This window comes from Hyphococcus flavus (assembly GCF_028748065.1).
GTDB classification, from domain to species: domain Bacteria; phylum Pseudomonadota; class Alphaproteobacteria; order Caulobacterales; family Parvularculaceae; genus Hyphococcus; species Hyphococcus flavus.
In genome coordinates, this window is sequence record NZ_CP118166.1 from 1,284,652 (window position 1) to 1,299,001 (window position 14,350).

Annotated in this window: 14 protein-coding genes; 7 read left to right on the forward strand and 7 right to left on the reverse strand. The window is 55.6% G+C overall.

Features of this window, described 5'->3' with window-relative positions:
* Positions 1-10: 10 nt before the first annotated feature.
* Positions 11-2,659, reverse strand: coding sequence for a leucine--tRNA ligase (gene leuS, locus PUV54_RS06185; protein ID WP_274494726.1), 2,649 nt, complete (start codon positions 2,657-2,659; stop codon positions 11-13).
* 67 nt (positions 2,660-2,726) lie between these two features.
* Positions 2,727-3,194, reverse strand: coding sequence for a DUF3576 domain-containing protein (locus PUV54_RS06190; protein ID WP_274494727.1), 468 nt, complete (start codon positions 3,192-3,194; stop codon positions 2,727-2,729).
* Positions 3,195-3,643: 449 nt separating this feature from the next.
* Between PUV54_RS06190 and PUV54_RS06195 the strand changes: the two genes are divergently transcribed.
* Together PUV54_RS06195 and PUV54_RS06200 are read left to right on the forward strand one after the other, a co-directional pair.
* A complete protein-coding gene (locus PUV54_RS06195; RefSeq protein WP_274494728.1) occupies positions 3,644-4,879 on the forward strand; it encodes a porin in 1,236 nt (411 codons plus the stop codon).
* Between the two features lie 164 nt (positions 4,880-5,043).
* Complete coding sequence (locus tag PUV54_RS06200) at positions 5,044-5,403, forward strand: VOC family protein (protein WP_274494729.1); 360 nt, start codon at positions 5,044-5,046, stop codon at positions 5,401-5,403.
* Here the strand turns inward: PUV54_RS06200 and PUV54_RS06205 are convergent.
* Positions 5,400-5,993 carry a thiamine phosphate synthase gene (locus tag PUV54_RS06205; RefSeq protein ID WP_274494730.1) on the reverse strand — a complete coding sequence of 198 codons (594 nt, stop codon included), beginning with the start codon at positions 5,991-5,993 and terminating at the stop codon, positions 5,400-5,402. The two genes, PUV54_RS06200 and PUV54_RS06205, sit on opposite strands and share 4 nt — an antisense overlap.
* Before the next feature lie 12 nt (positions 5,994-6,005).
* Here PUV54_RS06205 and PUV54_RS06210 point away from each other — a divergent pair, with 12 nt between their 5' ends.
* From PUV54_RS06210 to PUV54_RS06230, 5 genes are all read left to right on the forward strand, one after another.
* The gene (locus PUV54_RS06210; RefSeq protein ID WP_274494731.1) at positions 6,006-6,716 is read left to right on the forward strand and encodes a YggS family pyridoxal phosphate-dependent enzyme; all 711 of its coding nucleotides are present in this window, start codon (positions 6,006-6,008) and stop codon (positions 6,714-6,716) included.
* A 102-nt stretch (positions 6,717-6,818) separates the two neighbouring features.
* Positions 6,819-7,508 carry a response regulator transcription factor gene (locus tag PUV54_RS06215; RefSeq protein ID WP_274494732.1) on the forward strand — a complete coding sequence of 230 codons (690 nt, stop codon included), beginning with the start codon at positions 6,819-6,821 and terminating at the stop codon, positions 7,506-7,508.
* Positions 7,509-7,515: 7 nt separating this feature from the next.
* Complete coding sequence (arsC, locus tag PUV54_RS06220) at positions 7,516-7,863, forward strand: arsenate reductase (glutaredoxin) (RefSeq protein WP_274494734.1); 348 nt, start codon at positions 7,516-7,518, stop codon at positions 7,861-7,863.
* 77 nt (positions 7,864-7,940) lie between these two features.
* Positions 7,941-8,966: a helix-turn-helix domain-containing protein gene (locus PUV54_RS06225; protein ID WP_274494735.1), complete on the forward strand. Its 1,026-nt coding sequence runs from the start codon at positions 7,941-7,943 to the stop codon at positions 8,964-8,966.
* Positions 8,967-9,053: 87 nt separating this feature from the next.
* Complete coding sequence (locus PUV54_RS06230) at positions 9,054-10,628, forward strand: amidohydrolase family protein (protein ID WP_274494736.1); 1,575 nt, start codon at positions 9,054-9,056, stop codon at positions 10,626-10,628.
* A gap of 19 nt (positions 10,629-10,647) precedes the next feature.
* Here PUV54_RS06230 and PUV54_RS06235 read toward each other — a convergent pair whose 3' ends face one another.
* The 4 genes from PUV54_RS06235 to PUV54_RS06250 are packed head-to-tail and all read right to left on the reverse strand — an operon-like array spanning position 10,648 to position 14,339.
* Complete coding sequence (locus PUV54_RS06235; protein WP_420797944.1) at positions 10,648-12,165, reverse strand: cryptochrome/photolyase family protein; 1,518 nt, start codon at positions 12,163-12,165, stop codon at positions 10,648-10,650.
* 23 nt (positions 12,166-12,188) lie between these two features.
* Entirely contained in the window at positions 12,189-12,890 is a 702-nt protein-coding gene (locus PUV54_RS06240; protein ID WP_274494738.1) for an SDR family NAD(P)-dependent oxidoreductase, read from the reverse strand.
* A 6-nt stretch (positions 12,891-12,896) separates the two neighbouring features.
* The gene (locus tag PUV54_RS06245) at positions 12,897-13,400 is read right to left on the reverse strand and encodes a DUF302 domain-containing protein (RefSeq protein ID WP_274494739.1); all 504 of its coding nucleotides are present in this window, start codon (positions 13,398-13,400) and stop codon (positions 12,897-12,899) included.
* A gap of 12 nt (positions 13,401-13,412) precedes the next feature.
* A complete protein-coding gene (locus PUV54_RS06250) occupies positions 13,413-14,339 on the reverse strand; it encodes a patatin-like phospholipase family protein (protein ID WP_274494740.1) in 927 nt (308 codons plus the stop codon).
* Between the last annotated feature and the right edge of the window lie 11 nt (positions 14,340-14,350).

A 14,350-nucleotide genomic window follows, 5' to 3' on the forward strand; every position in this document is an offset into this window, starting at 1 on the left:
CCTGGCTCCCTTAATTCGCCACGATATTGACGATCCGTCCCGGCACCACGACGACCTTGCGGATTGTCTTGCCGTCAATATGACGCTTTACGGCCTCGTCCGACAAGGCCGCTTGTTCCACAGTCTCATTTGGCGCATCGGCGGCGACCGCGATTTCGCCGCGACGCTTGCCGTTGACCTGAACGCCAAGCACGATCTCATCCTTGACGAGCAGACTTTCATCAGCTTTGGGCCATGGCGCATCGCAGACCATCCCTTCACCGCCTAACGTTTCCCAGCATTCTTCGGCAAGATGCGGCGTGAACGGTGCAATGAGGCGCGTGAGCGCCGCCAGCGCTTCGGCTTGCGCAAAGGCTTCGGCCTTGACGCTGTTCGCCGGCGCGCCGTCTTCTTTTTTGAGGGGCGGCGTCTTTTTGAGCGTATTCAGAAATTCGTATATCCGGGCGATGGCTTTATTGAATCTGAAATGCTCGATATCATCGGTGACGCCAGCGATAGCTGCGTGGGTCGCCCGGCGCAGAGCGACGCCGGCCTCCTCCATATTTTCTGGCGGGTTGGCGAGGTCATGGGGCCTAAGGGCGTCTTTGGCGGGCTCGATGGCGTCCCAGATCCGGTTGACCAGTTTCCACGCGCCTTCAACGCCTGAATCCGTCCACTCTACATCGCGCTCAGGCGGCGAATCTGACAGCATGAACCAGCGCGCCGCATCGGCGCCGTAGGTTTCGGCGATGGCCTCCGGCGAGACCACGTTCTTTTTTGACTTCGACATCTTTTCGATGGCGCCGATTTTTACGGGCTGGCCATTGTCGGCGCGCTTTGCTCCGCCTTGCTCAAGAATGACCTCTTCCGGCAACAGCCACTCGCCGGTTGCTGGGTCTTTAAACGTCGCATGCACCACCATGCCTTGCGTGAATAAATTGGCGAATGGTTCGACAACGGATGAATAGCCGCACGCCTTCATCATGCGGGAAAAATAGCGCGCATAAAGAAGGTGCAAAATTGCATGCTCAATGCCACCGATATACTGGTCCACGGGCAGCCATTGATCGACGATTTTCTTATCCGTGGGCTTATCTTCGGGTTGCGAGGCGAAGCGCGCAAAATACCAGGAACTGTCAACAAAAGTGTCGAATGTATCGGTCTCACGCCGGCCTTTCCCGCCGCATTCCGGGCAGTCTACATGCTTCCAGGTCGGGTGCCGGTCGAGCGGGTTTCCGGGTACGGAGAAATCAGCCTCTTCAGGCAGCTTCACCGGCAGGTCTTTTTCTGGAACCGGCACGATGCCGCACTTTTCGCAGTGGATCGCGGGAATCGGGCAGCCCCAATAACGCTGGCGAGAGACACCCCAGTCCCGCAGGCGGTATTGGGTGACGCCCTTGCCGAGCCCCATTTCCTCGATTTTTCTGATCGCTGCGGCGATCGCGTCATTAATGGAAAGACCGTTCAGAAACGCTGAATTAAAGATAGAGCCTGAACCCGTATAGGCCTCGCCATCCAGTTTGAATGCTGCTGGATCTTCGCCTTCAGGCAACACCACCGGCGGAATTGGCAAGCCGTATTTCGTTGCGAAGTCAAAGTCGCGCTGATCATGAGCCGGACAGCCGAAAATCGCGCCCGTGCCGTAGCCCATCAACACGAAGTTCGCCACGTAAACCGGCAGGCGGCGATCATCGAACGGGTGACCGGTTTCAAGCGCCGTCTTATAGCCCTTCTTGTCGGCCTTCTCGATTGCTTCCTCCGAGGTGCCGGCGCTCGCGCATTCGGCGATAAAAGCCGCGAGATCATTATCGTTCTCCGCCAGTTTCGCGGCCAGCGGATGATCAGGCGAAATGGCGATGAAGCTCGCGCCGAACAGCGTGTCCGGCCGGGTCGTAAAAATCTCGATCCCGTCTTCAAACCCTTGCGGCGGCGTTGTGTTTTCAGTGTTTGCGCCTTCGCGCGAGGCAGCGAAAGGAAACCGCATCGCCAGACCTTTGGACTTGCCGATCCAGTTACGCTGCATCAAGCGGACATTCTCAGGCCAGCCCGAAAGCCGTCCGTCGTCCAGCGCCGCCAACAAATCTTCAGCCTCATCAGTGATCTTGAAAAACCATTGAGAAAGCTGTCGCCGCTCTACACTTGCGCCAGACCGCCAGCCCTTGCCGTCGATCACCTGTTCGTTCGCCAGCACGGTCTGATCGACCGGGTCCCAGTTGACGAGACTTTCTTTCCGATAGGCGAAACCATGCCTCCAGAAAGCCAGAAACATTCTTTGTTGGTGTGCGTAATACTCCGGATCGCAAGTGGCGAACTCCCGGCTCCAATCGATCGCCAGCCCCATTTTCTTGAGCTGACCGCGCATGATATCGATATTGCCGTAGGTCCATTTGGCGGGATGTGATCCGGTTTGCATGGCTGCATTTTCCGCCGGCATGCCAAAGGCGTCCCAGCCCATGGGATGCAGCACGTTAAATCCGCAGGCCCGTTTGTATCGCGCGATAACGTCGCCCATGGCGTAATTGCGTACGTGTCCGATATGGATACGCCCTGACGGATACGGGAACATTTCGAGGACGTAATATTTCGGGCGTGCATCGTCATCACGCGTTTCGAACGCCTTCGCCTCGTTCCAGCGGGCCTGCCATTGCGGTTCTGATTCTTTCGGGTTGTAGCGGGACATGTTGCTTTTCCGGCAATAAAAAACGGCGCTTTAAAGCGCCGTTTGTTAACTGATCTGACGCTGAACGCTAGTCGTCGATGACGTTAAGTCGTAGCTGGCGTGCGCGGGTGAGGATGGCGTTTTCAATCTCGCGGGCTGTGGCTGGATTGACCGTCGCATCCGTCCATTGCCCGTCCTCGCCTTTTTGCTGGCGAAAGACGGAGACGCGCAACGCGTCAGCTCTCAGCGCGCTGTCCAGAATGTAGACATTCGTCTTGAAGCGTTCATTCGGGATCTCGGGATTGACGTACCAGTCGGTAATCACCAGACCGGCGATCGGGTCGGCGGAAAAAACCGGCAGAAAATCAAGCGTTTCAAGAGAGGCCGCCCAAAGATAACGGTTCACAGTGGTCGCCTGGGCGCCACGGCCGGACTTATAATCGGCCAATGTCGCGTTGCGATCCCTTTCGGCACTGTTGCCGCCGCAGGCCGCCAAGACCGCCGCGCCGGCCGCTAGCGCTAATACCTTGATTACACTGATGTTTTCCGGTTTCATACAAGGAAATCCTGTTCTTCGCCCGTTATTTCGGAGGGGCGGCCTTGAGCAATCGCGCAAAAGCCGTGGCTTTCCTACCACAAACCGGCAATTACACAACGGGGGGCCTTAGGTTTGCTTGAACCCCGCTTTGGGCGGCGCCATTATGTCTGAACGTCATAAAGCTGTTAACTTTATGCCGTTAACCCTTTTGCGGGAACCGGCCAAAGGTAAGGGGTTGGCCCGGGACTTGAACGATTTAGGCGCGAAAGCGCAGGATCAAAAGGGACGGCATGACGCTTTGAGACGCTCGGGGTGTTGCGTTGGGAGATGACGCTGGCCTTTGTGGGGAAGGTTGGGGTTTGTCAGGAACGGTTCACGGGAAGAACTGTTTCGGGCGCGAAGAAACGAAACAACGCGGACGTGCTAATGTGCGCCGGGCGAAATTGAGAGTGGTGACGAACAGATTTATGACTGGCCTTCGCACAGCAACGTTAAGCGTATGCGCTGCGGCCCTGCTATCGGGGACGTTGGGCGCAGGCGTTGCGCATGCTGCGGACCCGGTCAAAATCGAAGTCGATGGCGAGGCGAGCGCCGCCGTGGGGCTTGTTGATGGTGAGGCGAAAGCTGACGCCAACGCCGAGGTGCACGTCAAAGGCTCAAGCATTCTTAACAACGGTATTGAAATCGGCGCGGGCGTCATGGCGCGCCTTGACGGCGATCAGCCACGCCAAATGTTCGGGGGCGGACGATATTCAAGTCTGCTGAACGGCGGGCCGCGCGGCATCGCTCCCGCAGAAAGCGATGTTTATCTGCAGGGCGCCTATGCTTACGCTAAAGGTTCGTTCGGTCAGTTGATTGTTGGTCGTGACCAGGGCGTTGCGCGCATGTTGGCGGTGAAGTCGCCGACCATCTTTTCGGCTGTCAATATAAATGATTGGCAGACGGATCTTTCCGGTTTGAACGACATTCATACGGTCAATGATTTTACGGGCTATGCCACCAAGGTGACATATATGCCGCCGGCGAACTTCCTCGGCGGCGTCTTTGGTGGATTACAGCTCGGCGTTTCCTATTCACCGGTTCTGCGCGAATGCGGCGATCTTTTGTGTGCGCCGGAGTCCGGTTTCATCGTCTCGCCCGAAGGAGTGATGCTCTCCGAGACAAGCAAATGGGACGACGCGGTTGAAGCGGCTCTCTATTACGAAAAGGGCATTGGCGTTGGCGGCTCTGACAGGCTGTTTGTCGGCCTGGGCGCCAGCTTCGTACGCGCAACCGAAGACACGCGTACGCTGTCTACGGCCTTTGACGATTACGAAGCGTATTCAGTCGGCCTTAATCTCGCCTATCGCGGCATCACGCTGGGCGGCTCTGTGAAAACGACAAATGCCGGCCTCGCTTCGCTTGAGGATGATGGTTATTTGGCGTTTGACGCCGGGGTCACATTCCGTACGGGTGAAGAGTCCGGCGATGTGGCGTTCATGCTTGGCGTCGGCCAGTCCGAAGCCAGCACAATCGGTTCCGATCCGATTGATCCAACTCTTTTCCGGGATACGCGCTCTGCTCAAGCGGGCGTTACCTATGTTCTTGGCAGGGGCATTACGGTCGGCGCCGCCGCCCAATATGTCGAGTCCAAGAAACCAGTGGCTGCAGGCGGACCTGAAGAAGCCGCCACGGTCGTGATCGAAAGCTCGATCAAATTTTAAAAATTCTAAGCGCCTACATTGCTTAGAGGGGATATAAATCGGGGCGGCCATCTGGCCGCCCCGTTTTTTTTGCATGCACTAAAGAATTGCCCCGGCGTCATGTTCCTGTTATGTTCTTTTTTGTCAAACGGCAAAATGCAGCGTCAAACAAGGGGAGAAGCGTCATGGCGCAAACCAACAATCATGTGGACTATGTCGAGTTCGCTGCAGAAGACTTAAGCGTTGTGAAGGCTTTTTACGCCGCCGCCTTCGGCTGGGAATTTCAGGACTGGGGCGATACTTACATATCATTTTCCGGCGCCGGGCTTGATGGTGGTTTCAGGGGCGGAGAAAAGCCGGTCGAGGGATCTTCGCTCACTATTCTTTACGCGGATAATCTTGAGGAGAGCGAAAAACGCGTCGTCGATGCCGGTGGCGAAATTGTCGAAAGACATGATTTTCCCGGCGGGCGCAGGTTTCATTTCCGTGACCCTGCGGGCAACATTCTCGGGGTATGGACAACGGTGGAAGGTAGCGAAGCCTAACCGGTAAAGGCGCCAATCGCGGCCAAGCCAACAACTTGCGGTCCGGCAAGACAGTGCGCGTTTTTTTCATTCACCCCGCCAAGGGCAAGTACAGGCAGACTTGATGTGGCTGCAAGTTTTAAGAAGTTTTCAGGGCCCAGCCCTGGCGCGCGCATGTGGCTATGGCTTGCATACGCTGGCGACAACAGCGCAACATGAGCGCCAAGTTCACGTGCGCGAGCAAGCTCATAACGGTCATGACACGCGGCTGAAACAATGAGCCTGTTGCCAGGGCGCCTGTCCGGCATGAACCAGCGGGGATAATGAACGCCTGCCGCGCCAATGCTTTCCGCTAGTCTGATATCGGCGCCAATGATCAGCTTTAGATCGCGACACGCGCAAATCGATAGCAACCGCGCCGCCAGTGCCGCCCGCCTCGGCATGTCATAGTCTCGTAAGATGACGGCGGCGCCGGAGGGTAGCGCACGGGCAATCAATTCCGGGTGCGGCGCACGCTCTTGATCTGTCATAAAGGCGAGATGGAATGGCGCCGCCGCCCCTGAACAACGTTTGAGCGCGAGCGCCGCCGCTGCTAGCTTGGCCGCACGCATTCGGAGCCCTTGATGTCTCAGTCCAGTCAAAACGCCTCTCTTGGTAAAGACGCGATCGACCCTGCAGCAAATCTCAGCGCAATCAAGACGGAAATAGAAGACGCGCTGAAGGAAGCGGGCAGGCCTGCGGAATCCGTTGTGATCACGGCGGTCTCCAAGCAACATGATCTGGAACGCATCAGGCCAGTCCTTAATGTCGGCCACCGCGTGTTCGGGGAAAACCGCGTTCAGGAAGCCATGTCGAAGTGGCCAAAGCTCCGTGAGGAGTTTTCGGGTATTGAACTGCGGTTGATCGGTCCGCTGCAAACAAACAAGGTAAAAGAGGCCGTGGCGTTTTTTGACGTCATCGAAAGCATCGACAGGCCAAAACTCGCCGCGGCGCTGGCGAAGGAGATGGAAAAACAGAGCCGCCGCCCACGACTACTGATACAGGTAAATACCGGCGATGAGGCGCAAAAAGCAGGCGTTTCTCCAAAAGATGCCGACGCCTTTCTGAAAGAGTGCAAAAAGCTTGGTCTCGATATAGAGGGCCTGATGTGTATTCCACCGGTTAAGGATGACCCCGCGCCTCATTTCGCCCTCCTGGAGAAAATTGCGGCGCGCAACGGCCTGAAAAAGCTCAGTATGGGCATGAGCGGCGATTATCTGCTTGCAGCACAACTGGGCGCGACCCATCTACGAATTGGCTCGGCCATCTTTGGCCCGCGGCCTAAGAAGCCTTAGTCACCGACGCCTAACGAAAAGTTGTGTGTGTTGTGAGTTTTAATTTCGCCTTCATCGGCGCTATGACGCCCGGTGAATTCACAGGAAAAAAGCGGGATAGCCATGAACCGGGTTAAGAAGATTTTGCTGGTCGATGATGACGAGCTCTTACGCGACACGCTGATTGATCAATTCAGCGTGCACGACGAGTTTGCCGTCGAACCTGTAGCGACCGCTGCCGATGCCATCGATCGGGTAAGGGAAGAAGCGCATATAGATCTCATGCTTCTGGATGTCGGGCTGCCGGATATGGACGGACGTGAAGCATGCCGGATCATGCGCAAGAACGGGTTCAAGTCTCCCATCATCATGTTGACGGGCGCGGATAGTGAGGCGGACACGATTCTCGGGCTGGACGCTGGCGCGAATGACTATGTCTCCAAGCCGTTCAAGTTCAGCGTATTATTGGCGCGATTGCGCGCGCATTTGCGTAGCCACGAACAAAGCGAAGACGCTGTTTTCAAGGTCGGCCCCTACGAGTTTCGCCCGGCGGTGAAAATGCTTGTGACGGCCGAGGACAAAAAGATCCGGCTGACAGAAAAGGAAACATCAATTCTGAAATTTCTCTATCGCGCCGGGGGCAAGCCGGTGACGCGGGATATTCTCTTAGATGAGGTATGGGGATATAATTCCGGCGTTACGACTCATACGCTAGAGACTCATGTCTATCGTTTGCGTCAGAAAATTGAACCGGATCCGTCGAACGCATCTATTCTTCTGACAGAAAGCGGCGGATACAGACTATCTGTATAGGGTGAAAATGACCGTTACGATCTATCATAATCCGCGCTGTTCGAAATCCCGCCAGACGCTGTCCTTGTTGCAGGAAAAAAGCATAGAGCCGGAGGTGGTGCTGTATCTAGAGAACCCGCCCTCAAAGGCAGTCTTGAAATCACTCGTCGCCAAACTGGGATTAAAGTCAGCAAGGGGCATGATGCGCGTTAAAGAAGCGCCCTATATCGAGCTTGACCTTAATAACGCCAAAGCTGAATCGGCGCTAATCGACGCCATTGCTGAAAACCCTATTCTCATGGAGCGGCCGATCGTCGTGAACGGCGACAAGGCCGCCATCGGCCGCCCGCCCGAGGCGGTGCTTGAAATTCTGTAAAGCGGTTCCTCGCGGATATTGAACCGAATGCCGCCGCAGCGCTTTTGGGGATCTGATGGGCGCCCTATAGTCACCCCATGAGCCCGGATCATTTCCTTTTGGTTTTTGCAATTGGCCAGACTGGCCTGTTGCTGCTGATGCTTCTGGCGGCGCGCAGCCGGCCCCCTGGCGCTGTCTATCTTTGCGGTGTTCTTGCCAGCTTTGCCGGTCTTTTTTGGGTAGTGCTGGCGAAAGACTTTGGCTGGCCGTTTTTGACCCGTCTTGACGCCCTATTGGCGACTGCGCTCGCTGTGTTCACCGTTTTGCATAATCGTGCATTGCTTCATGGCCGAACACAGAGCCTGCGCGCCGATATCGTCTGGTTCACGCCAGTCATGATACTGCTGGCGGCGCAACCGTTCGCGGCCCGCGCAGTTACGGTTGACCTGATGTTGGTCGTGCTTATCGGCGCCATGCTCTATTGCGGTGCGAATCTTGTCCGTCACGTCATGCGCTCAAGCGCCGATGGCGTTGCCGCAGGGGGGCGGCCCGCTAAACTTTCGCTTTATGCCCATCTTGCCTTTCTGTGTGTGATTGCTTTGGGCCTGACGCAGCATCTTGCCGAAAGGTTTGAGGCGCAAGCTATGAGCAGCCTTTGGACCCATGCGACCCTGGCGGGCTTTTTGGGAACAGTAGCGCTGGCGGCGCTGGCCTTTAGCGCCAGCTATCGCGTCGCGCCGACAGGAGCGTCACGCCGGGGTTCTAAACACAGCCTTTCTCCGCAGGAAACGGCGCGCATGCAGGAGGTGCTGACACGCGTCATGACCGACGATGAAATGTTCAAGAAGCCGGACTTGCAAGTGCGAGACGTCGCCATGCGCTTAGGGGTCGGCGCTGATACGGTCAGCGAGGCGATCCGCCGGGGCCTGGGCGCTAACTTTTTCGATTTTGTCAACGAAAAGCGGATCGAAGACGCCAAGCAACAGCTTGTGGAAACCAGCGGCGCCATCGAACAGGTGATGTTTGAAGCCGGTTTTAACTCCAAGTCTTCGTTCTATGCTGAATTTAAAAAACGTACGGGCGTAACGCCCGGTCAATACCGGCGCGATAGCAAGCGCGTTTAAGGTCCGAGTTTTCATAAGTCGGACGAAAAACAACCGAATACTCGCGATTATTCCCAGATCTTCAACGGTTAAATGTCTGGGTGATCCATGATCAGAACTCTTCTGCGCGTTGGCGGGCTGGCTGCCCTATGCTCGGCGTGTGTTTCCACAAGCTTGCCTGATGAGGGGCGGTGCGGCGCTTTGGTCATTGAGGATGTGAGCATCGTTGATCCGGAAGCCAATGCGACCCGTTCGGGCCAATCTATCCTGCTTCAGGATGGCGTGATTACACGCATCTATGACGCGCCGTCCGCGTCCCTGGGCATTACCGCCAAGCGTGTAGACGCGAGCGGACTTTACGCCAGTCCGGCCCTGATTGACGCGCACGTGCATATATTCGACGCACGCGATATTGAGATGCACCGGCTACACGGCGTTGCGGCGATCCGAAATATGGATGGCTGGGCCTGGCATTTGCGTCTGGCGCAGAAAAAGCAATCTCCTTGTGCAATATCCGGATTTATCACCACAGGCAGTCAGCACGAAGCTAATGGTGAAGAGGCCGCCAACGTTGTCGCCCGCGATATCATTGCCGAAAAATCCGCAGGCTATGACTGGGTTAAACTCTACGACAGCATTGACGAAACGGCGCTGAAGGTGCTGGCAAAGCTGAAAACGCAGGATCCCGGAATACGCATCTCCGGGCACTTGCCAGACGATTTGCCCGCCAGCGGACTGGTGCAAAGCGGTGTTTACGACGACATCGCCCATGCGGAAGAGCTGCTTGCCGCCATGCGCTACGAATATGGCGCGGACTGGCGCGAATACATTCCGGAAATAGCTGAAGCGATGACAAAACACGGTGTTTCGCTGACAACAAGCATCGAAACCAATCAATCCATCGCTGAGCAGGCAAAGGACACGGACGAAGCGCTGGCGGCGCGCGACGTGCAATTCGCCGCTCCCTTGCTGCAGGCATTCTGGCGCTCCGCATTCAACCCCTATGGTCATATTGATGAGGAAATAGCTACGCGGCTTCAGAAAGACGTGTCCGCGTTGAAGGAATTGGTATTCGGCCTCTCACGGCAGGGCGTTACAATTTGGGCCGGCACGGATGCGCCAAATCCGATTAATGTGCCTGGCGCCGCCCTTCACGCCGAGCTTTCGCGACTGGTCGAGGCTGGGCTTTCACCGGCTGAAGCGCTTCAGAGCGCATTCTCACGCCCCGCTGAAGGGCTTTTCCCGAACGCCAGGCTCGGCAAAATTGCGGAAGAAATGGCTGGCGAGTTTATCCTGACGCGAGAAAATCCGCTGAACAACGTCGATACCTTGCGTGCACCAGCCGGGCTGGTTAGCGCTGGCCGCTATCTCAGCGCCGATGAGATTGATCAAAGAAAACAAAAACTGGCGAGCGTCTACGCCGCCGATCTGGAAGTTATTGAGAAGTTTTCGCCAGCTTCGGCTGCGAATATTCTGAATGCGATTGAAACAGATGAAAGCGGCAGTGCAAATATTTCCGAAGACGGATTAACGTCGCTTGTCTGGTTTTATATGAAAATGAACAACTTCTCCGAAGCGCGAACCCTTTCGGAAAAACTCGCCGCTTTATATCCTGACAGCGCCGATGCGCAGTTTGTTCTGGGGTATATTATCAGCCTGGAGGATGAATTGGCTGCAGATTAAAATAAGAATTATGCAACAATCAAACCCGCGCGCCTGAATCCAGTTTTTTCAAGATAGCTTTTGCCCGTGCCCGGTACGCTCGCTTTGTATTTGCGCCCATCTTTTCCCAGGTTTTATACATCTGCCCCAACCGGGGGTTGCCTTTCAGTTTCTTTTCATTGCGTGCAAGAAAATCCCAGTAGAGTGAATTAAAGGGACAAGCGTTTTTTTCCGTCTTCTTGCTCACGGCGTATTCACATAATTTACAGTAATTCGACATCCGATTGATGTAAGCGCCAGACGCCGCATAAGGTTTTGAGCCCAATGCGCCGCCATCGGCATATTGCGACATGCCGATCACGTTCGGCGCTTCTACCCATTCGAATGCGTCAGCGTAGACAATCAGATACCATTCATGAACTTCAAACGGGTCGACGCCAGCCAGCATGGCGAAGGTCCCCGTCACCATAAGCCGCTGAATATGATGGGCGTACGCTTCCTCACGCGTTTGTTCCACGACTTCTTGAATGCAGCGCATATCCGTTTCGCCGGACCAATAGAACCAAGGCAATTTTCGGCTGTTGTTGAAGAAATTCTGTTTCGTGTACCCCTCATCGGCAAGCCAATAAACGCCGCGTATATATTCACGCCAACCGATAATCTGACGGATAAAACCTTCAACTGCGTTTAACGGCGCCGAACCATCGTAATATGCTTTTTCCGCGCGCTTAGAGACTTCCATTGGCGATAAAAGCCCGACATTGATGTAAGGCGATAGCACTGAATGATAGAGAAACCTTTCGCCCGTCAGCATAGCGTCCTGAAAATCACCAAATGAAACGAGAGCGGTTTCGATGAAATAATCAAGCGCCTTAAGGGCGTCTTTTCGGGTTACGGCGAATTGAAACGGTTCGACGTCGCCAAAATGATCGGAAAAGTATTTCTCCGTCAGTTCAATTACTTCCTTTGTTATAGCATCTGGCGTCACGGAAAACCGTTTCGGCATGAACAGATCGCGGTCAGCAGCTTTGCGGTTTTCCTTATCGTAATTCCATTGCCCCCCTTCGGGCTCGTCTCCGTCCATTAAAAGACCTGTTTTCTTTCGCATCTCGCGATAGAAGTATTCCATGCGCAGCGTCTTGCGATTGCTTACCCACGCCTGGAATTCATCGCTGCTGGCGATAAACCTGTCGTCCGTGCGTACGTCTATCGGTAAAGACAGCGTATCCCGCCAGCCTTCAATTTCGTCTAGAACGCGCCGTTCGCTTGGCGCGGTTAGGACGATTTCATCAGGCTCATGCTGTCTGACAGCGTCTTCGATAATATCGGAAAATGACTTAAGGCCCGTCTTGGTGTCGAATTTTCTGTAGTCCACGTTGTAGCCAGCGCCTTTTAGTTCCTTGGCAAAATGGCGCATGGCGGAGAGGACAAAGACGATCTTCTTTTTATGGTGCTTGACGCTGGTAATCTCGTCATAGAGCTCGGCCATCAAGATGATGTCTTTGGTCTTTCGCGCATCCCTGAGGCTGGAAATATCGCGCGAAAGCTGATCGCCCATGATCAAAATTAAGCGGCGGCCCGTCACCACTCGATCTCCCGCCCCGCGTAGTCAAAAAAACCGCCGGAGTGTTCAGGCGTAAGGCGCGAGCAAACATCCAACAGGTTTTTTGCCGCCTCTTCGGGGGTCGCCGTATATTGCCCACGCGCGTATTTTTCCGTGAGTGGCGTTTGAATAGTGCCGGGATGCAAAGCGACAAATACGGATTGCTTGTTGCGGCGTGCCTCTTCGACAGCCGCGCATCGCACGATCTGATTCAAAGCAGCCTTGGAGGCGCGATAACTCATCCATCCCCCCAGCCGGTTATCGTCAATAGAGCCGACACGTGCTGATAGTGTGGCGAAAACGACAGGCGCATTTCGTCTCAGCAAGGGGGAGAAGTATTTTATCGCCATCGCAGCGCCTGCGGCGTTAACGGCAAAGGCTCGGGTCAGCGTTGCCGCATCAAGCTCGCGAAAGGATTTTTCGGGCGGTCTACCGTTGACTTCGAGGATGCCGGTTGCGTTGAAGATGAGGTCGTACACGCTGTCCTCACCCTGAAGGTTCCGCGCCGCCGCCGCCACGCTTTGTTCTTTGGAAAGATCGAAACCATCCGTGCTTCTGCTCAAGGTCTTCAGAGCACGACAGTGCGGATTGCTTTTAAGCTTATCGGCAATGGCCGCGCCGATGCCGCCCGAAGCGCCAAGGACAAGCGCAGAAAAAGGTCTGGTGAGGTCTAACGGCACGAATGGCTAGTCGCTGTTGCGCCCCGCCTCTTCAGCGATCGCTTTTAAAGCGGCCGACATCTTTTCAGCAGCTGGATGATTGGGGATTCCATATTCATAAAATGTCTGGGTCATGTTTTCCCAGGTGATTGCAACGCTTTCGTTTTCGCCCTGTGAAACAAGCATTTTCAGAGGCAGTTCAAGACCCATTTTTTGCTCTGCCTGCATGACGGGCGTGCCGCCATTGGGATTGCCAAAGATGATAAGTGTTGTCGGCCGAAGCGGCTGGTTTATAGATGCCGCGCCCGCAGCGTGGTCGATCACTGCGAAAGTTTTAAACCCGCGTTCGTCAACAGCAGCTTGCAGTTGTTCAACCGTTGAATCAAAGCGCGCCTGGCTTTCATGCGTGATGACACGGGCCTTGTCCATTTTCATGGCGCTCGTCGCCGGTTGTTGGGTGAGTGTTTCAGCATTAGTGGCGCAGGCAGACAAGGCGGCGGCTGCAGCGAGTATTGGCGCAACAAGTTTCATTCTGGGTCCTTCCTAGCTTTTCAGTAAACGCTCAACAACGTGACTTTGTTCCATCATTGCGCGATATCCCTCTGCAATAAACTCATCTGCACGGTCGAAAGCGGTGGGCATGGCGTCGCGCATGTCCGGCTGAACGCAGATGTCAGGCGGGTCAACTTGCGCCCGTGCGCGGGCAAGCTGCATCTGGAAAATATCCGCCGCGGCATAGGCGGTTTCAAACAGGTGCGGCTGCGCATTTGCGCGGGCTTTAGCGAACTCGAACTGTCTTTCGATTGCCGCACGGGTGTCGTCGATCAGCTTTGCGACGGCGCCAGTCACGCCCTCAGGAGATGGTTCGTCTTTTGGCAGTACGGCGGGCACGCTCGGCGGCGGGGCGTCAAACCTGTCCAGCACGCGAGGGACGGCGTTCAGGTCAACGGCGATAACGACGTCAGCACCAAGCGCGCGCGCCCCTGACACCGGCGCAGGATTGGCAAGCGCGCCATCGACAAGCCAGCGTCCTTCCATTCTGACCGCATGAAAGACAACCGGGATGGCGCTTGAGGCGCGGGCGGCGTCAATCACCGACCCTTTGGTGATCGCGATTTCTTCTCCCGTGCCGAGGTCGGCGGCGACAGCTACGAACTTTGTGGATAGGTCTTCTATATTCTGATCGTAATCGCGAAACGCCTCAAACGCCGGCGAAGTATCGATAAACCCGCCACGGTGCACTTTCAGCGTAAAACGCTGTAGCGTCGACAAAGGCTTTAGCATGCGCGCCCAGCCATCGAACTCATCCAGCGCGCCGATCAGGTGAGCGCCGCCTACAAGCGCACCAACGGAACAGCCTGCTATGACGTCGGGTTTGGTCCCGATCTCATCCAGCGCTCTTAAAACGCCAATGTGCGCCCATCCACGCGCGGCGCCGGAGCCAAGCACAAGACCAAGTTTTTTTGTCACACATATCTCCG